We start from the raw sequence: 19,417 nt of genomic DNA, 5'->3' as shown, positions 1-19,417 counted from the left end.
CTCCTGTGACCTCTGCTGGGCCTTCCGCCTCCGCCGCCCCGTCCCCCCGGGATGACAACCGGGTCCTCGAGCGGACCGGCTGGTCGCCGGTTCGGCACTTCGCCGAGCGCAGCGTCCTCGGCCTGCTCGTGGTGATCGCGGTCGGCCTGGGCTTCGGTGCGCTGCTGCTGCTCGTGCGGTTCCACTGGTCGCCGTTGCAGAGCCTGGATCACGCGGTCGCCGACGGCCTGAACCATCAGGTCGCCGGCTCGGATGCCAAGGTCGCCGTGCTGCAGCAGATCTCCTCGTTCGGCGGCCGGGTGTTCATGATCGCGCTCGTCGCCGTGGTGGTGACGATGCTGCTGATCCGGCGGCGGCCGCGGCTGGCGCTGTACCTGGTGGTCACCGGCGCCGGTGCGCTGATCCTCGACCCGTCGCTGAAGACGCTGGTCGGGCGGCTGCGGCCGGTGGTCGAGTCGCCGGTCGCGCATGCGCCGGGCAACAGCTTCCCGAGCGGGCACGCGCTCGGCTCGATGGTCGTCTACGGGATGCTCGCGCTGGTGCTGCTGCCCATGTTCCGGGCTCGGTGGCGGCCCTGGTTCCTGGCGCTGGCGGGCATCATCGTGCTGCTGATCGGGTTCAGCCGGATCGCGCTCGGCGTGCACTTCCTCTCCGACGTGGTGGCCGGGTGGCTGCTGGGGATCGCGTGGATCTGCACGACGGCGTACGCGTTCCGGGTCTGGCGGCGCGAGGCCGGGCATCCGGACGAGCCGGTGCTGCACGACGGCCTGGAGCCGGAGGCCGGCCCGGACCTGCGTCCGGCGCCCGCCGAGGGCGCGGTGCTGCCGCACCCGTGGGCCAAGGGCGCGGAGATCCTGGTCGGCTGGGTGCTCACGTTCGGCCTGCTCTACGCGTTCGGATACGCCGTGACCCGGTGGAACCCGGGCTGGGACGACGGGGTGCCGCGCTGGTTGCAGACCTTCCGTACCCCGGCGCTGGACGACCTGAGCTGGTGGTGGAGCAAGGCCGGCGACACCCACGCGATCCTGGCGATCTCGCTGGTCTTCTGCCCGATCGCGCTGGCCCTGTGGCGGCAGTGGCGGCCGGTGCTGTTCCTGGTGCTCACCATGATCGGCGAGCTGACCCTGTTCCTGACCAGCGCGGCGGCGGTGGGCCGGCCCCGGCCCGGGGTCGAGCAGTTGGACGGGCAGATGCCGACGTCGTCGTTCCCGTCCGGGCACATCGCCGCCACCATCTGCCTGTGGACCGCGATCGCGATCATCGTGATGGCCCGGGTCCGCTCGCCGTGGCGCTGGGTGTTCCCGGTCCTCGCCGTGCTGATGCCGCTCGGGGTGGCCCTGTCCCGGATGTACCGGGGCATGCACCACCCGACCGACGTGCTCGGCGCGATGCTGCTCACCGCGGCATGGCTGACCGTGTTGTGGTGGACGGTACGGCCCAACGCCCGGGCGGTCACCGCGACCGAGGCGGCGCGGGAGAGCAGGCAACTGGTGGGCGCCTGATGCGCTTCATGACCTGGAACATCAAGACCGGTGGCGTGGACCGCGGCCGGCGGTTCCGGTTGCCGGCCATCGCCGAGGTGATCGCCGCGGAGAAACCGGACGTGCTCGCCCTCCAGGAGCTGCGCGACTTCCAGCGGCACGGCGGGCGCCGGATGGCCGAGCTGGCCGGCGCCGTCGGGATGACCGCCCACCTGGCCCGGTCCGGGTTCGGGATGCCGGTCGCGGTGCTGGTCCGCGAGCCGCTGCGGATCACCCACACGGCCGCCGTGACGTGGCGGCTGCACCACGCGGCGGCGGTGGTCGTGGTGGACACCGGGTCGGTGCCGCTCACCGTGGTCAGCGCGCACCTGGACCCGTTCTGGCCCTACCGGCGGATGCGCGAGGCTCGCTGGCTCGCCGCCCGCTACGTCAAGGGCCCGCATGTGGTGGTGGCCGGCGACCTGAACGGCCTCGACCCGGTCGCTGACCACACCGAGGCGCTGGCCAGCCAGTCGCCGATGTTCCGCAAACGGCACCTGTTCCCGGACGGCCGGGTCGACAGCCGGGCCGTGGCGGCGTTCGGCGCGGCGGGCCTGATCGACCTGTGGGGCACGGCTGGCTCCGGCGACGGCCGCACGGTCCCGACGACGCAGGGCGGCGGCCACGAGTTCGGCGGCATGCGCCTGGACTACGTCCTGGCCACCCCGGCCGTGTCCGAAATTGCCCACGACATGCGAGTCCTCCGAGGCGGCCCCACCGAACACGCCTCCGACCACTACCCCGTCCGCGTCGACCTGGACCTCTGACCGAGGCCGGCGCGCTTCCCGTGGGCTGGCGCTCACCGCCCTGTCCCGGTGCTCGAAAGGCCCCTGCGCGCCAGCCGTCGAACCCGGGCTGGCGCTCAGCGCCCTATCGGGGCGCGTGGAAGGGCTGTGGGTGCCAGCTGTTGTGCTCGGGCTGGCGCTGAGCGCCCTATCGGGGTGCGTGGAAGGGCTCTGGGTGCCAGCTGTGGTACTCGGGCTGGTGTTGAGCGCCCTGTCGTGGTGCTCGGGAGGGCTGTGGGTGCCAGCTGTTGTGCTCGGGCTGGTGTTGAGCGCCCTGTCGTGGTGCTCGGGAGGGCTGTGGGTGCCAGCTGTGGTACTCGGGCTGGTGTTGAGCGCCCTGTCGTGGTGCTCGGGAGGGCTGTGGGTGCCAGCTGTGGTACTCGGGCTGGTGTTGAGCGCCCTGTCGTGGTGCTCGGGAGGGCTGTGGGTGCCAGCCGTGGTGCCCGGGCTGGTGCTGAGCGCCCTATCGGGGCGCGTGGAAGGGCGCTGGGCGCCAGCCGGGGGGCGGGAGGCGCGGCTGGGTCTGGAGCCGAGCGGGTCTCGCGGGCTCAGCCCGGCAGGGCCTCGCGGTCCGGCACCGGGATGACCGTGCGTTCAGCCACGGGAGTGGGCTGGTGCGGTTGTGGTGGGGCGAGAGCGTACAAAATCGGGTTTAGGCATTTGCCGGGGAGGACGTGCGGGTCGGGTGGGCGCTGTGGGCGCCGGGTACGCCCAGGTCGTAGGCGGATTCGCCGTGCAGGGCCAGGTCCAGGCCGCCGTGTTCGTGGTCCGGGGTGACGCGGAAGCCGATGGTGCGGTTGAGGGCGGTGGCGATCAGCCAGGTGGCGGCGAAGGAGAAGACGGCTACGGTGACCGCGGCGGTGGCCTGGCGGCCGAAAAGGGACAGGCCGCCGCCGAAGAGGAGGCCGCGCGGGCCGCCGGTGGCGGTGGCGGTGGCGAGCAGGCCGATCAGGATGGTGCCGAGGAAGCCGCCGACGCCGTGCACGCCGGCCACGTCGAGGGAGTCGTCCAGGCCGAGGCGGTGTTTGAGGCCGACCACGTAACCGCAGAGGGCGCCGGCGGCGAGGCCGATCAGCAGGGCGCAGAGCGGGTTGACCGAGCCGCAGGCCGGGGTGATCGCGACCAGGCCGGCGACCGCGCCGGAGGCGGCGCCCAGGGTGGTGGCGTGGCCGTCGCGGAGGCGCTCGACCAGCAGCCAGCCGGCGATGCCGGCGGCGCCGGACACCTGGGTGTTGAAGAACGCGAGGCCGGCCGAGCCGTTCGCGGCCAGCGCCGAGCCGGCGTTGAAACCGAACCAGCCGAACCAGAGCAGGCCCGCGCCGAGCACCACGAGCGGCAGGCTGTGCGGCCGCATCGGCTCGGAGCGGAACCCGAGCCGCCGGCCGAGAACGATCGCCAGCGCGAGACCCGAGGCCCCGGAGTTGATCTCGACGACCGTGCCGCCGGCCAGGTCCAGGATGCGCAGGTGCTCGGCGATCCAGCCGTGCGGGGTGAACACCCAGTGCGCGATCGGCGCGTAGACCAGGGTCACCCAGATCGCCACGAAGATCACCCAGGTGCTGAACTTGGCCCGGTCCGCGATCGCGCCGCTCAGCAGGGCGGCCGTGATGATCGCGAACATCATCTGGAACGCCGCGAAGACCAGCGTCGGCGACGATCCGGTGAGCGCGTCCGGACCGATTCCGGCCATCCCGGCCAGGCTCAGGTTCCCGATCAGGCCCTCGCCGGTGTCCGGGCCGAACGCCAGCGAATATCCGTAGACCACCCAGATGATGCTGACCACCGCGAGGCAGGCGAACGTCATCATCAGCATGTTCAGGGTGCTCTTGATCCGCACCATGCCGCCGTAGAACAGCGCCAGGCCGGGGATCATCAGCAGCACCAGAGCGGCGCTGACCAGCAGCCAGGCGGTGTCCCCGGAATTCAACTGTGCGGTCATGCGGCCTAGCGTCGCGATGATCGGTTTCGACGTGGGGGCCCACGCGTTTCCGCTGTGTTACAGACGTCATGCGATCGGCATCTCCAGCGTCAACTCGTCGCGCAGCGGGATGCCGTGGTCGCCGACCAGCGGAATCGACGGCTTGATCGCCCGGGCGGCGTCCACCGCGCCCGGCGCCAGCGCCGCCAGCCGCAGGCCACGCCGCTGGTAGAAGCGGAGCGCGTCCAGGTTGTCGTTGGTGGTGACCACCCAGAGCCGGGTCAGGCCCCGCTCCCGGGCGATCTCGGCGGCGGCGGCGACCAGGGCGCTGCCGACGCCGGCCCCGGAGGTGAACGCGTTCAGCGAGACGATCTCCAGGGCGTCGCCCTCGACATGATAGGTGAGCAGGCCGGCGAGCGTGCCGTCCCGTTCGGCGAGCAGCGCCGGCAGGTCGGCGGCGACATAGGTGACGCCGTGCACCACCAGGATCGGCGCATGCCAGGACTCGGTGATCAACTGTGCCACGGTGGCCCGATCGTCCGGGCCGGCGGAACGCACCCGCAATGCAGTCATGCGGCCCATCAAACCCGCATACTCGCGACATGACGATCGAGTTCCCCTCGCCGACCCGTCCCGCCGGCAGCACCGCCGAGGTGTTCGCGGGCTACCTGACGTACTTCCGTGAGACGCTGCTCGCCAAGGTCTCGGCACTCCCCGAGGGGGAGCGCCGGACGAGCCGGCTCCCTTCCGGTTGGACGCCGGTCGAGCTGGTCAAACATCTCCGGTACGTCGAACTGCGCTGGATCGAGTGGGGATTCGAGGGCGTGGCGTTCGACGACCCGTGGGGTGACCGGAACGTCGATCGTTGGTACGTCGCGCCGGAGGAGAGCTTCGCCGACCTGGCCGAGGCGCTGCGCGCGCAGGGTGCGCACACCTCCGAGGTCATCGCCAAGACCGACCTGAGCGTGGTCGGGCAGCCCGGCGCGCGCTGGGACGGCGCCGAGCCGCCCACCCTGGAGCGGATCCTGTTCCACCTGGTCCAGGAGTACGCCCGGCACGTCGGGCACCTGGACATCGTCGTCGAGCTGGGCGTCGGCGCGGTCGGCGAATAGCCTCAGGCGACCACTCGGTCGCGGCCCGCGTGCTTGGCCGTGTACAGGTTCCGGTCGGCCTGGGCGAGCAGCGACGACAGCGACCCGCCGCCGTCCGTCGAGGTGGTGAGCCCGATGCTGGTGGTCACCGGCAGGGTGCCGGTGATCGGCCCCCAGGCGTGCGCCCGGATCCGCAGCCGCAGTCGCTCACAGCGGTCCGCCGCCTCGTCCGCCTCGATCCCCGGGAAGACCAGCAGGAACTCCTCGCCGCCCATCCGGGCGGCGAGGCCGGTGCCGGGCATGGCCTCCTCCAGCAGCTCGGCCACGTGCTGGAGCACGGTGTCGCCGGTGGCGTGCGAGAGCGTGTCGTTGACCCGCTTGAAGTGGTCCAGGTCGACGATGGCGAGCGAGATCGGCTGGCGGGCGGCCGCCGCCTCCAGCAGCAGGGCGGGCACCCGCTCGTTGATGTACCGGCGGTTGTACAGCCCGGTCAGCGCGTCCCGGTGGGCCATCTCGCGGAAGTGCTCGCTGGCCCGGCGTGCCTCGTTCGCCTCGAAGACGGCCTGGAGCGCGCGGGCGCGGGCCTCGCGCTGCACCGACTGGAGGGCGGCGGTCTCCGCGTGGAAGGCGCGGTGCTCCTCGTACGCCTCGGCGTACCGCCCGGTGGCGGCGTACAGGGCGGCCTGCTCCTCGCGGATCCGGGCCCGGACCGCGGCCAGCCCGCGCTCCTCACAGAGCCGCAGGTTGCTGTCGATGGCGGCCTGCGCCTCCGGGTACCGCCCGGCCAGCCGGCGGGCCAGCGCCAGGGTGAGCTGGCACTCGGCGATGGCGTCGCCCTCGTTCGCCGCGACCAGGTCGGCCAGCACCGGGGTGAGCAGCGCCTCGACCTCGTCGTAGTGCCCGCCCATCAGCTCGACCCGGGCCATCGTGTCCAGCTCGTTGGCCCCGAACCGGTGACCGGTCCGGGCCTGGATGTCGTGCATCTGGGCGACCAGCGCGCGGGCGGCGGCCTCGTCGTCGTTCTCGTACGCGGTGTAGACCATGTTGTTGAGCGCGAGGATGGTCATCTCGTGGTCGCCGGCGGCCACGGTGAGCGCCAGCGCCTCCCGGGCGCGGCGGTCGCCCTCGATCCCCGAGCCGGTCTCCTCCAGCGCCACCGACAGCGACATCAGGTGCTGGGCGCGGATGGTGGCCGGCATGTCCTCGCTGAGGTGCGCGACGCTCTGCACGGCGTGTTTGAGACCGTCGGAGAAGTCGCCGACGTACCGGTAGAAGACGGAGAGCTGGCGGTGCGCGCGGGCCAGCAGGTACGGCGAGTTGTGCCGCTCGGCCCAGGCCTGCACCCGGTGCGCGGTCTGCCCGCCCTCACCGATCCGGCCCTCGCGCAGGTCGACCGAGGCGAGCAGCAGGTCGGCCCGGTGCGCCAGCTCCTCGGCGCCGAGTTCCTCGGCCCGCCGCCGGATCTCCGTGGCCGGCTCGCGCAGCGTCCGGAACTGTGAGTTCGGCCGGATCTCGAGCTCCGCCACGGCGGCCTCCAGCGCACCGAGCTCATCCACCTCGGTGGGGACGCAGTTCGCCGTCTCCGTCGTCACTGTCCCTACTTCCTGAAGTCGCCGTGACGACCAACACTCCGGTGCCGCGGTGGCAGAGTGGGTCCCGGACGGGTGCAAAACGGTTGCGTGCTCACCGGGCCGCACTCATCGAGCCGTGCAGACCGGGTCGGCGGCCAGCAGCTTGCCGCCGGCGGTGCGGACGGCGACGGTGAAGCAGTAGTTCGCCCGCTCGTTGAGGCTGTAGACCTGGTAGTCGGTGGCGCCGGGGGAGAGCCGCTCGACCTCGGCCGCCGGCTGGCCGGCGCGCCCGCCGGAGATCACCAGCGGGCCGCTCGCCCCGGCCGGGTTGGTCCAGCTCAGCGACACGCCGGTGTGGTTGTCGCGCAGGGTCACGTCCCGCGGCGCGCCGGGCGGGCCGGCGGGTTTCGCCGACGTCGCCGGGGGCGCCGCCTGCGGGGCGGTGGTGCCGCCGGCGTCCGGCATCGTCATGATCACCACGGCGGCGGCGGTCGCGACGCCGCCGGCCAGCGCGACCGCGAGCAGCACCGGATGCCCGCCACGCCTCGCCGACCGGCCGTAGTCCGGGGCACGGTGGCCGGGCAGCGGCGGCGGGGTGTCGGCGCGGGCGTGCCGGCCGGTCGCGTCCCCGGCCAGGGCCAGGTCGCTCAGGTAGAACGGCTGCTGGTACACCGTGCCGTGCGGATCGGTGGCGCGGCTGTCCGGCCGTGGCTGGGTGACGTCGTCGAGCGTGTCGTCCGGCGCGGGCGGGTCGGGGACGGTGGGGCGGCGCGGAAAGGGGCGGAAGCCGCCGGGCCGCGGGTCGGTGTCGTCGTCCCGGCCGGGGCGGCTCATCCGGCCGCAGGTGTGCCGGCCGGAGCGCTCGCCGCGGGCCAGCTCGGCGGCCTGCCGGGTGAGCGGGTGGTCGGCCGGCAGGTGCTGCTCGCTCAGCCGCTGGGCGGCGGCCAGGTGGTCGCGGGCGGCCGCCTCCCGGCCGCACTCGCGCTCCATCGCGCCGAGCCGGGCCAGCATCTTGATGCCGGCCGGGGAGTCCTCGCCGTAACGGTCCCGGTAGCGCCGCCAGGCTCCGGTGAGCCGGGCCCGGGCGGCGGCGCAGTGACCGGCCGCGTGCTCCGCGGTGGCCAGGTCGGCCTCGGCGGCCAGCACCCGCGGGGCGTCCGGGTCGTCGATCTGGGCCAGCTCGCCGACCAGGTCGTGATAGACCAGGGCGGCCCGGCCGTACTGCCCGACGCGGTGCAGGACGGCGGCGTGGGTGGCGGCCGCGGCGATGGTGCGCTCGTCGCGCGGGCCGTGCAACTGCTCCTCGGCGGCGTGCGCGAAGGCGGCCCAGAGCCGGGCGGACTGCGGGTCGCCGAGCGCGATCAGCACCCGGGCGAACAGGGCGGCGGCCACCGCGAGCTCGGTGGTGGCCCGCCGGGGGTCGGCGTCCGCGCTGCGCAGCACCTGGGCCAGAACGGTCTTGGCGCCCACCAGATCGCCGACCGACGTCAACGTCTGTGCCCGAGCGGTGAGTTCGGCGAGTGCGAGAGCCACGTACCTCATAGTGCTCGTGCGACTACCTTAGGTACAAGTCTTGGGCCGTGATGCCCGGTACCAAGTGGACGGGGTAGAACAAGCGCCATGTCTGTCACGACGGTCAAACGGGAACTGCTGATCCGCCACCTCGAGGCCTGGGCCGCGGGCGCGCTGCACCGCGGTCGCCGGGCCGTCTATCTGCACGGATACGCCGACGCGGACGCCGGGTCGACGGCCGAGGCGGCGGTGCGGGTGCTGGCCGACCTGCCCGATCTGGCGCGCGGGCGGGAGCTGTCCATGGTGGCCGTCGGTGACGACATGACGACAATCACTGATCGGCTGGGCGAGGTGCAGCGGCAGGCGGGGGCCGGGGCGGGACTGACCGTTCTCGGTATCGCGGCGCCCGTGCCGGTGGCGCTCGGGGCGGCCGGGGCCAAAGGCGTACCGTCGCTGGGTTTTCTCGATGCCGGGGCGGCGAGTGAGCCGCCTGCCGTGACCACCGTGGCGGCCCTGGCCGCCGGGCGTCCGGCCGAGGCGTTGCTGGTGCTGCCGCCCGGGAGCTCGGCGGCGCCCTACCGGGACGCCGGATTTCCGCTGTGCACCGCGGCCGAGCTGGCCACCGGGGACGAGCCCGGGCAGGTGGTCGTCTTCCTGACCGGGTCGGGCAAGAGCCTGGAGCACTTCAAGGAGGCGCTCTGGGCCGTCGACGAGTTCGCCGGGGTGCGCCTGCGCGACCCCGGCGATCCGGAACGGCACCTGATCGACATCTCGTTGCAGCCGCACCCCGGCCCGCTGCGCCGGGAGATCCTGGCGTACCTGGCCGAGGTGGGCGCGGCGACGGTGAGTGACCTGCGCACCTTCACGCTGACCGAGACGGTGTACCGTGCCGCGGACGCGAACCGGGTGCTGCACCTGATGCTCGACGCGCACCAGGTGACCCGGGATCCCGCGCAGGGCCGGCTCGGCGGCGACGTGCTGATCAGCGCCTCATGACCGGGACTTGTCCTGCTTCCAGGACAGCGGGCCGGGCAGGTCGACGCGGTGCGCGCGGGTCCGCGAGTTCCACGACCAGCGACCGATCTTGATGCTCCAGGACGAGAAACCGTGCTCGGTGAAGTTCAGGATCAGCGGGCCGAACTTCTTGCGGCTGCGGAACATGAGACCCATCGGAACGTCTCCCATCGTGTTGCTCTCCTAAGATGGGCGGACGGTTCCCGATCTCACCGATCCACAAACGTCAGCGTGGCTGCCAGGCGTCCGGCCGGGTGGTCAGCTTGCGGACGTGCGCCGGCATCCGGCCGCTGATCAGCTCGGCCAGGCTCACCTCGTCGAGCACCTCGCGCACCGCGGCACGCACCGCGACCCAGAGATTCGGCAGATTCTCCGCGGCGCCGGTGTACTGCGTCTCCTCCGGGCGGAGGCCGCGCACGCCGGCGAGCGGGCCGTCGACGGCCCGGATGATCTGGCCGACCGTCACGTCCCGTGGTGGGTGGGACAGCGTGTAGCCGCCCTCGGCACCACGCTGCGCCCGCACCACCCCGGCACGGCGCAGGTCGGCCAGGACTGCCTCGAGGAACTTCCGAGGCATTTCCTGGTCTTGGGCAATGGCCTGAGCGGACATCAGGGACGGGTAGGCCTGCGCCAAGCTGAGGGCGGCCCGGACCGCATAGTCGCCGCGCGCGGAGATCTGCACCCGACTATTCTGCCTCGCCGCCGTCGCCCCGGTGCACATACCCCAGGGCGATATGGGAATTCCCCCTCAGTCGGTGGGTTGGCGCGGTCCGGGAATCCCACCGGGACGGTCGGCGAAGCGGGCCCGGAACTGGCCCGGGCTCAGCCCGGTCTCCCGGTGGAAGAACCGTCCGAAGTTGGTCGGCTCCCCGAACCCCAGACCGCGGCCCACCTCGGCCACCGACAGGTCGGTGGCGGCGAGCAGCCGTCGTGCCTGCAGCGCCACCCGGTCGTCCACCACCTGTTTGGCGGTCCGGCCGGTCACCGCGAGGCTCGCCCGGGTGAGGGTGCGCACCGAGCAGGCCAGCTCGGCCGCGTAGTCCTCGACCCGGCGGCTGTGCGGGTAACCGTCCTCGAGGCGGCGACGGAACCGCTCGAAGGTGCGGGCCTCCACGTTGGCGACGTCGCTGCCGGTGCGGTCCAGGAGACGGATCCGCAGCAGCAGGGCGGCCAGCTGGTGACGGAGCAGGGCGGCGGCGATCCGGCCCGACGGGCCGGCGGCATCGGCCGCGAGGTGATCCATCGCGGCGCGGAAGACCGCCGGGTCCGGCAGGACCAGCGGGGTACGGGCGGGGCCGTCGGGGTCGTCCGGGGCCAGGCCGGGCAGCTCGTCGGGTGCGAACAGGCCGGGCCGGAAGACGACCGTGACCGCTTCGTCAGGCGGCTCGCCGTCCCCCGGGCGACTGCCGCCCGGCAGATCGAAGTGGACTGCTTGACCCGGTCGCACCCAGAGGATCGTCCCCGGTCCGGCCAGGTGCGAGGTGAAGTCGACGTCGGCAAGCAGCGGCCCGGTGGTGACCAGCACGAGCGCGTGGCACTCGAGCAGGCCGGTGGCGGCGCCGGCCGCCACCGGAAGGGCGCAGGCACCGACCCCCGCCCACTCGGGCGGTATACAGGCTGGAGCGCGCTCGGCGCGGTGAGTAATTACTGGCATCGCGCCTGACGGTAACGGTCGATGACCGTCAACGCATCCCTTACTGCACCGACCGGGTTATTTGTCCGATTCGTGCCTCGGTATTCGCTATACGTCCGATTCCGATTCCTTTTCGGAGATCCAGACTTTTCACGGATAAAGGACGACCCGCACGGACCGGCAGAGTCCGTACGGGTCGTCCTTTCGTTGACGATTTACCGGCCGGCGAGCAGCCGGTTCACCGCGGCGTCAACATCCAGGTGTTCCGACTCCCGGCCGCGCGGCACCACCACATAGGTGCGCCGCAGGAATCGGACGAGGACGCTGCGCGGCACCTCGAACAGGGCGTTGCCGTCAGGTGACGACAACGCCAGCGCGACGAAATCGCCCCGCGGCGTGGCCCACGGCCACACCCGGACGTCGCCGATACCCGCCGGCTCGTCAAGGCCGGTGACCAGCAGTTCCCGCGCGAAGGACCAGCTCACGGCTTCCCCACCGGCTGATTCCGCGTGGAACAACACATGGACCGCATACGGGTCCGCCGGGTCGTAACGCAGACTGGCGCGCACGGGCAGTGCCGTCGCGTCAGGCGCTACGAGCCGCAGCGAGGTCTCGACCTCGACGGTCGTTGGACGAATGGTACTCATGGACGAACTCCCCCCGGCACCGCTGCGAGGCTGGTGAACCCCGCGTTTCCCATACTCAGGTGATCCCTGTCGTTACGCTCCGCCATACGCTGATCTCACCCAGTAGTGGGAAGACGGTTCCGAAAAGCCCTCCGTCCAGGACGCAAAAAGATATCTTGTCCTGTTCTGCCCATGTACTCGGTTCCGCCCGGCGTCGGGTGGTCCAGCAGTTGACTTACTCCGGTAACGTCCATTCCTCCCGGGTAGTGACGGGGCTCCGGGACACTGGGGGATGAAATGGGTGTAAAACCGGACGACAAGGCTTCTGACGTGCGTCTGCTCGACCGTATCCGGTCCAACCCCTCCGGGCGTCTGGCTCTGAAGATCGGCGTCGGAGTCCTCGGCACGCTGGTCGTGGCCCTCGGCATCGTGCTGATCCCGTTCCCCGGCCCCGGGTGGGCCATCGTCATTCTGGGCCTTGCCATCCTGGCCCTGGAGTTCGCTTGGGCGAAAAACCTCCTGGAGTTCACCAAGCGACACGTGAGGAGCTGGACGCACTGGATCGGCCGGCAGAGCCTGCCGGTGCGCGGGCTGCTCGGTGTGGTCGGGATGATCTTCGTGGCGGCGGTGGTGTGGGCCGCGGTCCGGCTGAGCCTCGGGGTCGACCTGATCCAGTGGGTGCGGGACTGGCTCGCCGCGCGCTGAGCCACCCCCGTTTTTGTGGTGGGGGGTTGGTCCGGTAGAGTTCCATCTCGTTGAGGGCGATTAGCTCAGCGGGAGAGCGCTCCGTTCACACCGGAGAGGTCACTGGTTCGATCCCAGTATCGCCCACATAGTTGTGCAGGGGCTTCCATCTGATGATGGGAGCTTTTTTGCTTCCTGGGTAACCGTCACGACGGTCATGGGTCGTTTCGGCGCTCGGCGCGGCCGGGAGGTGAAGAGCCCGGAACCGGTGATCGAGCTCCCGGGTGCGCAGGAAGCCGGTAACTTCCTCACGTGCCTCACGGTCAATCGTGTGCGCGCCGCCGACCGGCGGTGGTGACCGGTGCGTTCTGGTGTCAGCTCACCATCGCGGGGCTGCTCCTGGGCATGATGGCGGTAACCATGATCGCCTTGGTCCTGGCCGGGCAACTGGTCGAGGATGTGGTGTCCGCTTCCGTCGGCCCGGCCGGAGTGTTGCTCGTTCTCGTCGTCTGGCTGGCGGCGGGCGCGTTCGGGTTGCGCCGCGGCAGTCGCATCGCCTACTGGCTGAGTCTGGCCGGGCTGCCGTGCGTGCTGGCGGGCAGCGTGATCGGGATCGGAGGGACCGTCAGCATCAGCTCGGAGAACGCGGAGCGGGTGGCGAGATGGATGCCGGTGGCGATGCACGTCGACGGGATCGGGATCGTCGTAGCTGTGGGTCTCGCGGTGACGACCCTCGGCCTGCTGATCATGAAGACCTCTCGGGCATTCTTCCGTCCGGATCATCACGATGACGGCTGAGCCGGTCGTTACCTTCGACCCCGCCCGGCGCCGTCGACGGCAATGATCGATCGGGCCGTCAGTCCAGCGCCGATCGTGCCTCGGCCAGGATCGCCGGTGCGGTGGTGCTGGCCAGGACGTGGTGCAAGGCCATCCGGTAGGCGACGTCGAAAGCTTCCTGGGCGGCCACGGCCACGTCGGGCTCCACGCCGGTGCCTTCCCAGTTGGTGCCGGTGACCGGGTTGATGGCGCGGGCTGCCGGGACCGTGATCTCGAGGGTCGGTGTGATCGGGAAGGCATCCGTCGGGTGAGCGCCTCCCTTGGTCGTCTCGCCGACCAGGACGGCCCGTTTCTGCGCCTTGAGGTTGTAGCAGATCTCCTCGCCGGCCGAGAAGGTCGATTCGCTGGTCAGCAGGTACACGGGCCGGTCGAGATACCGCTCGCCGGGCAGCCACGCGTGGCTCCAGAACTGACGGGTGTGACCGGTTGCGCCTTCGTAGATGCTGTTGAGATGCGTTTCCCCGTCCGGGAAGAAATAGCTCGTCCACAACACGGCGCCATCGGGGGACCCACCCCGGTTCTTACGAAGATCCACTATCAACGCGTCTGTCTGTGACACCAACTCCATGGCCGCGACGATCGCGCGCCCACCGGCGCCGGCCGAGGCGACGGACCGCAGATCGAGCAACCCCACGTTGCCGTCCAGCCGCTCCACCCGCGCGATGCCGTAGTTGGTGAGTCGCTGCTGCTCTCGCCAGGCCGCTTCCATCTCGGGCTTGGTGAGCGCTTCGCGTACGTCCTCGGTACGTGTCCGCACCCGCAGATGCTTGTCCTGACAGACGTCGAACAGTTCCGCCGTCAGTCGGCGGCCGAGAGCTTCCTCGTCCAACTGGTCATATTCACCGGCGGCCAGTCGTTTGCGGATGCGCTCAGCCGCCTCCTGAGCCCGGTCGGCGAATATGTAGTTGCCGCACAACAGTTCCAGCGCCTTCTCCACGAGCTTCGCCGACATGGACGCACCATATGCGACAGTCAACTGGTCCGGGGGTCCCGTCCGCTCGTGGTCGGTGGTGACGTCAAACGTCTCGGGCGCGTCCTCAATAGGCATGCACACAATGGTCAAGGATCCTTGACCATTGCGCAAGGGTTCCGGGCGGCTGCCTTTCTGATCTGACCCCGGCCGGGCGTCCCGCTCACCCCGCGGCGACGGTGCCCGTCAGATAGGGCTGGTAGGACTGATCGGGCGTGTTGCCCGCAGCGGCTCGGCAGGTGGCGGCCACCCGCCAGCCGCTCGCTCCGGAACCGGCCGGCAGGGTCAGCCGCACCGCGTTCCAGCGCCCGGCGGCGGTGACCGTGGCGGTGCCCTCGACGACCGGCTTCCCGCCGCGGATCGCGTCGTACACCGCTACCTCGACTGCCTGCGCGGGCGTCGGGTATTCGCCGCAGCCACCGCCGTCGGTCACGGTCAGCACCTGGCCCGGCCGGCCCGCCGCCGGGCTGAGCCCGAGCTTCGGCGCGGTACCGGTGACGGTCTGATGGAACGTGTGTGTGGCCAGGCTCCGGCCACCGGTGCGCTCGACCGGATCGGTGGACGCCTCGCAGCTGGCCGTCGCCGGATAGGAGCCCGGTGCGGCCGTCTCGGCACTGCGGATCCACGCGCCCCGGCTGAACTCGTCGGCCTGCTCGACGACGGCCTCGGACGGGGCCTGGCCCGCGCCGCGCGTCACGACGAGGACGTACCCACTGCTCACTGCCGGGCAGGTGAAGCCGGGAGCGTAGGAGACGAAGCCGGCGCGACCGCTCGGCCGGAACACCGTCAGCGCGTCCTTGTGCAGCTTGGCCGCGGCCTTGGCGCCGAGGTCGGCGAGTTGCGATCCGCGGCGGTAGCCCATGTGGACGGCGGTGCCGACGCCGATGGCGACCAGGCCGGCCGGGGTTGCCGCGTTGTAGCGTCCGGGGCGGTGATCGCAGACGATGTCCAGAGCGTTGCACAGGCTGAGCACCCGGCCGCCGATCGCGCCGAATCTGTGCCCGTTCGACAGCGAGAAGCGGGGGTACCACAGGCCGACGCCCTTGGCCCGGGAGCCGGCGCTGCCGAGCTGCTGCCCGTCGTCGCCCGGTACCCGGTCGCCGTCGCCGATCAGCACGATGGCGTCGATCCGGGCGGTCACCCGGCTGCCGAGAATCTGCATGCTGCGATGGATCACCATGGCGCCCTGGGAGAAACCGGCCAGGATGACGCGCTCGCCGGGGCATGTCCGGAGCCGGTCGAACAGCAGGGTGTTCAGCTCGCGCTCGCCGTCGATCAGGCTTTCCATGAACGTGCCGATGCCGGGATGGAACATCGTCGCGACGGGTGCGGCACGGTAGGGAAGCGGGTACGCCGTGACGGTCCGGCCGGTCGCCTTCGCCTTGACGGCGCGGTACACCGCGGTGACCTCGGCGCCCATCCCGGACTTGTCGTACCCGGGCCGGCCCTCGTCGGCTTCGCCGGAGCCGGCGGCGCCGACGAACAGCACGTCACCGCAACCGGGGGCGCCGGCGCGCGCGGGATCGGCGGGCACCGCCAGCATGGCGGCGGCCAGGGCGGCCATCGCGAGAATCCGTTTCATCCCGGCAGCATGGCCCGCGGATCGCGGGCGGCGACGCGGCGTCCTCCCGGCGGTGCTGGAATTCCGGCGGACGGGGTCGGCCGCTCGGTCGCCGGCGCCCGCCGCGTGGATCCGGCCGGATGGCCTATGTGGTCATCGGGACCGAAGTCCTCGGGGTCGGCGGTAGTGGTGCGTCTGGTGGGCGCCGGGCCAGGCGATTGCACCGCCTGGCCCGGCGCTCGTGTCAGTTGATGGAGAAGGTGTAGTTCTTCCCGTAGTCCGAGTCGTACGCGGAGCACTGGGCGTAGTAGTTGGAGATCTTGAACCAGGTCTCGATCTTCTGGGCGTTCGCGGGGACGTCGATGCGGAACGGGATGGCCTCGGCGCCCTGGTTCACCGGCGCGGACTGCACCGGGCCGCCGTCGAAGCGGTAGAAAGCGGTGATGTCCCAGGCCGGGTAGCCCCGGTAGGTGGCACGGCACTGCGGGAGCCGGGCCGGGTCGTAGTCGATCACCAACGCGCCGCCCCTGCGCAGCGGCCCGGTCAGGGTCTCGGACCAGTCGGCTCGGTACGTGGCGCGCGCCAGCACCGGCGGCTGGTTGATGTCGAACTGGTAGTTCGCGCCGTGGTTGGTGTCCTCCTCCTGGCAGCCGGAGCGGTCCTGGTTGACGAACCACATCTGCAGGTGGTGGGTGTCCGGGCGCAACTGCAGGGTGCCCAGGCTCCTGATCGTGGTGTCCTTGCCGTCGGCGGTCACCCGCTCGGTGACCGGGTAGACCCGCAGGTCGCCACCGTCGATGCGGTACTGGACGGAGATGCCCCAGGAGTCTCCGTACTCGTCCGCGCCGCGGCAGCCGGGCAGGCGAGCCGGATCGAAGTCGATGGTGACCGGGTGGCCGGACTCGATGACGCCCTCGACCGACGTGCTCCCGTCGGCGTTGAAGTGCAGCACCGGCGTGCCCGTGCCGGCCGGGAGGGGGCTGGCGCCGGCCGGAGCGGTGAAGACTCCGAGAGCGGCGATGAGCGCTGTGGCCATCATCGGCACACTGCGCAGCACGCGTGACAGGGTCATGGATTTTCCTTTCTGGCGGCGAGCGCACCGGAACGGCAGGTGACGCTCGTCGCGAGGCCGCTCGGGCGGGGCGCTGAGGTCCTGGCGCGATGGGTGGTACTCGAACGGCGATGTCCGGCGCGCTGATCGACCATAGTGGAATCCGTGCGCTTGACTGCAAGTTCTTTCAAGTCCTGCAAGTGAACGTCATGTGTCGGCATTCATGGGAGACGATGGGCCGAAGTCATTGATGCTGGTGCGGTCATGGCGACGACTTCGATGAGACGGTGCCCACAGGAGCAAGTCACTGACACGGAAGCGTCGAAATGGAAACGCGTAGGCAAAATATGAGAGCGCTTGCGCGCTACGGCTGGCCGTGGTCGGCTGAACTGAACAACACCGCGCACTCGACGGCACGCTGCCATCGGCGATATTCGGCGGCACGCCGCCCGGCGTCCATGGCCGGCAGCCACCGGCCGGCCCGATGCCGGTTGTTCCGCAGATCCTGCAGGTCCGACCAGTAGCCGACGGCCAGGCCGGCCGCGTAGGCGGCGCCGAGCGACACCGTCTCGGCCACCATCGGGCGCACCACCGGCACCTCGAGCACGTCCGCGACGATCTGCATGAGCAGGTTGTCGGCGGTCATCCCGCCGTCCACGTTGAGCGTGGTGAGCGCGAGCCCGGCGTCGGCGTTCATCGCGTCGACCACCTCCCGGGTCTGCCATCCGGTCGCCTCGAGCACCGCGCGGGCCAGATGACCCTTGCCGATGTACGACGTGAGCCCGACGATCACGCCGCGTGCCTCGCTGTGCCAGTGCGGCGCGAACAGGCCGGCGAACGCGGGCACGATGTAGCAGCCGCCGTTGTCGGTGACGGTGCCGGCGAGCGTCTCGATCTCCGAGGCGGTGCCGATCAACCCGAGCCCGTCGCGTACCCATTGCACCAGCGAGCCGGCGAAGGCGATGGACCCCTCCAGGGCGTACGCGACAGGCTCGTTCCCGATCCGGTAACCCACCGTGGTCAGCAGGCCGTGGGTGGACCGCACCGGCGTCGAGCCGGTGTTCATCAGCAGGAAGCCGCCGGTGCCGTAGGTGCATTTCGTGTCGCCCGGCTCGAAGCAGGTCTGCCCGAACAGCGCGGCCTGCTGGTCGCCCATGGCCGCGGCGATCGGCACGCCGGGCAGCACCGAGTCGGCGGCGCCGTAGACCTCGGACGACGAGCGGATCTCCGGGAGCATCGCGGGTGGGATGGTGCACAGGTCGACGAGTGAGGGGTCCCACGACAGCGTCGTGAGGTCCATCAGCATCGTCCGGCTGGCGTTGGTGACGTCGGTGAGGTGGTGCCGGCCGCCGGTGAGGTTCCAGATCAGCCAGCTGTCCATCGTCCCGAACAGCACGTCACCGTCCGCCGCGCGGGCGCGCAGGCCCGGGACGTTGTCGAGCAGCCATCGCACCTTGGTGGCGGAGAAGTAGGTCGCCGGCGGCAGCCCGGTCCGGTCGCTGAATGTCGCGACGTCGAGCGTGGCGACCAGCGAGGAGGTGCGGGTGTCCTGCCAGACGATGGCCGGCGCCACCGGCACGCCGGTCCGGCGGTCCCACACCACCGCGGTCTCCCGCTGGTTGGCGATGCCGATCGCCGCGACCTGCGACGGCCCGATGCCGGCCGACGCCAGCGCGCGCTTGACGACCTTCTGGGTGTCGCGCCAGATGCGGGCCGCGTCGTGCTCGACCCAGCCGGGCCGCGGATAGCTCTGCGGCAGCTCGGCGCGGGCCACCGCGACGACGGTCGCCCGCCGGTCGAACAGGATGCAGCGCGTCGAGGTGGTGCCCTGGTCGATGGCGAGGACGTAGCGCTCGGTCATGACCGCGGCTCGGTCAGGTCCCGCGAGATCGCGTTGGCGGCGGCGCACACCTGCTCGACCAGCGCCACCCGCGGCCGCAGGCGGCCGTCGCAGATCCGCTCGGCCGGCCCGTACACGCCGATCGCCCCGACCACCAGCCCGCCGAAGGTCCGCACCGGCGCCGCGATGCCGGCCCGCCCCGGTTGCCACTCGTCCACCGCACCGGCCCAGCCCTGGCGGCGGGTCTCGGCGAGAGCCGCGGCGAGCTCGCGCCGGTGGGTCACGGTCCGCCGGGTGTACGCCACGAGCCCGGCTCGGAGCACGGCGTCGGTGGCCGTCGCGTCGTACGCCAGCAGCGCCTTGCCCAGCGACGTCGCGTGCGCCGGGATGAGCAGGCCGGTGTCCATCGCCTGGGTGGTGCCGTCGGGCCGGAAGACGTGGTGCACGACCCGCACGCCGGCGCCCTCGAGCACCCCGATGCGCACCGCCTCGACGCTGCGGGTGGCGAGCGTGTCGGCCCAGTCGAGGGCCCGCGAGCGCAGCTCGTTGACGTCGAGGCCGCCGTTGCCCAGGTCGAGCAGCGCGCGGCCGAGCCGGTAGCGGGCGGTGCGCGGATCCTGCTCGGCGAAGCCGACGTGTTCCAGGGTGCGCAGGATGCCGTGCGCGGTGGACTTGGGCAGCCCCAGCGCGTCCGCGATCTCCTTGACGCGCAGCCGGTCGGGCCCGGCCGCGAGCAGCCGCAACACGGCGGAGGACCGTTCGATGGACTGGATCATCCCGGGCACGGCGCGACCATACCGCCCG

General features: G+C 71.4%; 19 protein-coding genes and 1 tRNA gene. 7 read left to right on the top strand and 13 right to left on the bottom strand.

The window, feature by feature from the left end:
* Positions 1–5: 5 nt before the first annotated feature.
* Both Aiant_RS12900 and Aiant_RS12895 read left to right on the top strand, forming a co-directional pair.
* A complete protein-coding gene (locus tag Aiant_RS12900; RefSeq protein WP_189336563.1) occupies positions 6–1,502 on the top strand; it encodes a phosphatase PAP2 family protein in 1,497 nt (498 codons plus the stop codon).
* An 8-nt stretch (positions 1,503–1,510) separates the two neighbouring features.
* Complete coding sequence (locus Aiant_RS12895) at positions 1,511–2,287, top strand: endonuclease/exonuclease/phosphatase family protein (protein WP_306415864.1); 777 nt, start codon at positions 1,511–1,513, stop codon at positions 2,285–2,287.
* A gap of 670 nt (positions 2,288–2,957) precedes the next feature.
* Here Aiant_RS12895 and Aiant_RS12890 read toward each other — a convergent pair.
* Positions 2,958–4,244: an ammonium transporter gene (locus tag Aiant_RS12890; RefSeq protein ID WP_189336561.1), complete on the bottom strand. Its 1,287-nt coding sequence runs from the start codon at positions 4,242–4,244 to the stop codon at positions 2,958–2,960.
* Positions 4,245–4,310: 66 nt separating this feature from the next.
* On the bottom strand, positions 4,311–4,796 hold the full coding sequence (locus tag Aiant_RS12885; RefSeq protein ID WP_189336560.1) for a GNAT family N-acetyltransferase: 486 nt from the start codon (positions 4,794–4,796) through the stop codon (positions 4,311–4,313).
* Between the two features lie 29 nt (positions 4,797–4,825).
* On the opposite strand from Aiant_RS12885, the gene Aiant_RS12880 reads away from it, so the two are divergent.
* Positions 4,826–5,335: a mycothiol transferase gene (locus tag Aiant_RS12880; RefSeq protein WP_189336559.1), complete on the top strand. Its 510-nt coding sequence runs from the start codon at positions 4,826–4,828 to the stop codon at positions 5,333–5,335.
* 2 nt (positions 5,336–5,337) lie between these two features.
* Here Aiant_RS12880 and Aiant_RS12875 read toward each other — a convergent pair whose 3' ends face one another.
* Both Aiant_RS12875 and Aiant_RS12870 read right to left on the bottom strand, forming a co-directional pair.
* Positions 5,338–6,906: a GGDEF domain-containing protein gene (locus Aiant_RS12875; RefSeq protein ID WP_189336558.1), complete on the bottom strand. Its 1,569-nt coding sequence runs from the start codon at positions 6,904–6,906 to the stop codon at positions 5,338–5,340.
* 105 nt (positions 6,907–7,011) lie between these two features.
* Positions 7,012–8,427, bottom strand: coding sequence for a fibronectin type III domain-containing protein (locus Aiant_RS12870; RefSeq protein ID WP_189336557.1), 1,416 nt, complete (start codon positions 8,425–8,427; stop codon positions 7,012–7,014).
* Positions 8,428–8,505: 78 nt separating this feature from the next.
* Here Aiant_RS12870 and Aiant_RS12865 point away from each other — a divergent pair, with 78 nt between their 5' ends.
* Positions 8,506–9,393, top strand: coding sequence for a hypothetical protein (locus Aiant_RS12865; RefSeq protein WP_189336556.1), 888 nt, complete (start codon positions 8,506–8,508; stop codon positions 9,391–9,393).
* Here the strand turns inward: Aiant_RS12865 and Aiant_RS12860 are convergent.
* The 4 genes from Aiant_RS12860 to Aiant_RS12845 all read right to left on the bottom strand — a co-directional run bounded on the left by Aiant_RS12860 (position 9,388) and on the right by Aiant_RS12845 (position 11,691).
* Positions 9,388–9,567, bottom strand: a complete 180-nt coding sequence (locus Aiant_RS12860; protein WP_189336579.1) for a DUF4236 domain-containing protein — start codon at positions 9,565–9,567, stop codon at positions 9,388–9,390. The two genes, Aiant_RS12865 and Aiant_RS12860, sit on opposite strands and share 6 nt — an antisense overlap.
* A 70-nt stretch (positions 9,568–9,637) precedes the next feature.
* Positions 9,638–10,093 (bottom strand): RrF2 family transcriptional regulator, encoded by a 456-nt coding sequence (locus Aiant_RS12855; RefSeq protein WP_185046165.1) that lies wholly within the window; start codon positions 10,091–10,093, stop codon positions 9,638–9,640.
* A gap of 66 nt (positions 10,094–10,159) precedes the next feature.
* Positions 10,160–11,065, bottom strand: coding sequence for a helix-turn-helix domain-containing protein (locus Aiant_RS12850; RefSeq protein ID WP_189336555.1), 906 nt, complete (start codon positions 11,063–11,065; stop codon positions 10,160–10,162).
* Between the two features lie 194 nt (positions 11,066–11,259).
* The gene (locus Aiant_RS12845; protein WP_020514863.1) at positions 11,260–11,691 is read right to left on the bottom strand and encodes an SsgA family sporulation/cell division regulator; all 432 of its coding nucleotides are present in this window, start codon (positions 11,689–11,691) and stop codon (positions 11,260–11,262) included.
* A 276-nt stretch (positions 11,692–11,967) separates the two neighbouring features.
* Between Aiant_RS12845 and Aiant_RS12840 the strand changes: the two genes are divergently transcribed.
* The 3 genes from Aiant_RS12840 (at position 11,968) to Aiant_RS12830 (ending at position 13,152) form a co-directional block, all read left to right on the top strand.
* Positions 11,968–12,375, top strand: a complete 408-nt coding sequence (locus Aiant_RS12840; RefSeq protein ID WP_189336554.1) for a TIGR02611 family protein — start codon at positions 11,968–11,970, stop codon at positions 12,373–12,375.
* Between the two features lie 54 nt (positions 12,376–12,429).
* Positions 12,430–12,501: transfer RNA gene (locus tag Aiant_RS12835), tRNA-Val, on the top strand.
* A gap of 273 nt (positions 12,502–12,774) precedes the next feature.
* Entirely contained in the window at positions 12,775–13,152 is a 378-nt protein-coding gene (locus Aiant_RS12830) for a hypothetical protein (RefSeq protein ID WP_189336553.1), read from the top strand.
* Positions 13,153–13,210: 58 nt separating this feature from the next.
* On the opposite strand, the gene Aiant_RS12825 is transcribed toward Aiant_RS12830, so the two are convergent.
* From Aiant_RS12825 to Aiant_RS12805, 5 genes are all read right to left on the bottom strand, one after another.
* Positions 13,211–14,239, bottom strand: a complete 1,029-nt coding sequence (locus tag Aiant_RS12825; RefSeq protein WP_229831439.1) for a S41 family peptidase — start codon at positions 14,237–14,239, stop codon at positions 13,211–13,213.
* Positions 14,240–14,324: 85 nt separating this feature from the next.
* The gene (locus tag Aiant_RS12820; RefSeq protein ID WP_189336552.1) at positions 14,325–15,743 is read right to left on the bottom strand and encodes a cutinase family protein; all 1,419 of its coding nucleotides are present in this window, start codon (positions 15,741–15,743) and stop codon (positions 14,325–14,327) included.
* Between the two features lie 223 nt (positions 15,744–15,966).
* Complete coding sequence (locus Aiant_RS12815) at positions 15,967–16,794, bottom strand: DUF6209 family protein (protein ID WP_189336551.1); 828 nt, start codon at positions 16,792–16,794, stop codon at positions 15,967–15,969.
* A gap of 343 nt (positions 16,795–17,137) precedes the next feature.
* The gene (gene glpK / locus Aiant_RS12810; RefSeq protein WP_189336550.1) at positions 17,138–18,634 is read right to left on the bottom strand and encodes a glycerol kinase GlpK; all 1,497 of its coding nucleotides are present in this window, start codon (positions 18,632–18,634) and stop codon (positions 17,138–17,140) included.
* Complete coding sequence (locus Aiant_RS12805) at positions 18,631–19,398, bottom strand: IclR family transcriptional regulator (RefSeq protein WP_189336549.1); 768 nt, start codon at positions 19,396–19,398, stop codon at positions 18,631–18,633. The genes glpK and Aiant_RS12805 overlap by 4 nt, the downstream gene beginning before the upstream one ends.
* Positions 19,399–19,417 lie beyond the last annotated feature (19 nt).

This window comes from Actinoplanes ianthinogenes (assembly GCF_018324205.1).
Taxonomy (GTDB): domain Bacteria; phylum Actinomycetota; class Actinomycetes; order Mycobacteriales; family Micromonosporaceae; genus Actinoplanes; species Actinoplanes ianthinogenes.
This window is presented reverse-complemented; position numbering and strand designations above follow the sequence as displayed.

Coding starts and splice junctions, on each gene's coding strand:
- Aiant_RS12895 (WP_306415864.1), top strand. CDS start 1,511: ATGACCTGGAACATCAAGACCGGTGGCGTGGACCGCGGCCGGCGGTTC.
- Aiant_RS12890 (WP_189336561.1), bottom strand. CDS start 4,244: ATGACCGCACAGTTGAATTCCGGGGACACCGCCTGGCTGCTGGTCAGC.
- Aiant_RS12885 (WP_189336560.1), bottom strand. CDS start 4,796: ATGACTGCATTGCGGGTGCGTTCCGCCGGCCCGGACGATCGGGCCACC.
- Aiant_RS12880 (WP_189336559.1), top strand. CDS start 4,826: ATGACGATCGAGTTCCCCTCGCCGACCCGTCCCGCCGGCAGCACCGCC.
- Aiant_RS12870 (WP_189336557.1), bottom strand. CDS start 8,427: ATGAGGTACGTGGCTCTCGCACTCGCCGAACTCACCGCTCGGGCACAG.
- Aiant_RS12865 (WP_189336556.1), top strand. CDS start 8,506: ATGTCTGTCACGACGGTCAAACGGGAACTGCTGATCCGCCACCTCGAG.
- Aiant_RS12860 (WP_189336579.1), bottom strand. CDS start 9,567: ATGGGTCTCATGTTCCGCAGCCGCAAGAAGTTCGGCCCGCTGATCCTG.
- Aiant_RS12850 (WP_189336555.1), bottom strand. CDS start 11,065: ATGCCAGTAATTACTCACCGCGCCGAGCGCGCTCCAGCCTGTATACCG.
- Aiant_RS12845 (WP_020514863.1), bottom strand. CDS start 11,691: ATGAGTACCATTCGTCCAACGACCGTCGAGGTCGAGACCTCGCTGCGG.
- Aiant_RS12840 (WP_189336554.1), top strand. CDS start 11,968: ATGGGTGTAAAACCGGACGACAAGGCTTCTGACGTGCGTCTGCTCGAC.
- Aiant_RS12830 (WP_189336553.1), top strand. CDS start 12,775: ATGATCGCCTTGGTCCTGGCCGGGCAACTGGTCGAGGATGTGGTGTCC.
- Aiant_RS12825 (WP_229831439.1), bottom strand. CDS start 14,239: ATGCCTATTGAGGACGCGCCCGAGACGTTTGACGTCACCACCGACCAC.
- Aiant_RS12820 (WP_189336552.1), bottom strand. CDS start 15,743: ATGAAACGGATTCTCGCGATGGCCGCCCTGGCCGCCGCCATGCTGGCG.
- Aiant_RS12815 (WP_189336551.1), bottom strand. CDS start 16,794: ATGACCCTGTCACGCGTGCTGCGCAGTGTGCCGATGATGGCCACAGCG.
- glpK (WP_189336550.1), bottom strand. CDS start 18,634: ATGACCGAGCGCTACGTCCTCGCCATCGACCAGGGCACCACCTCGACG.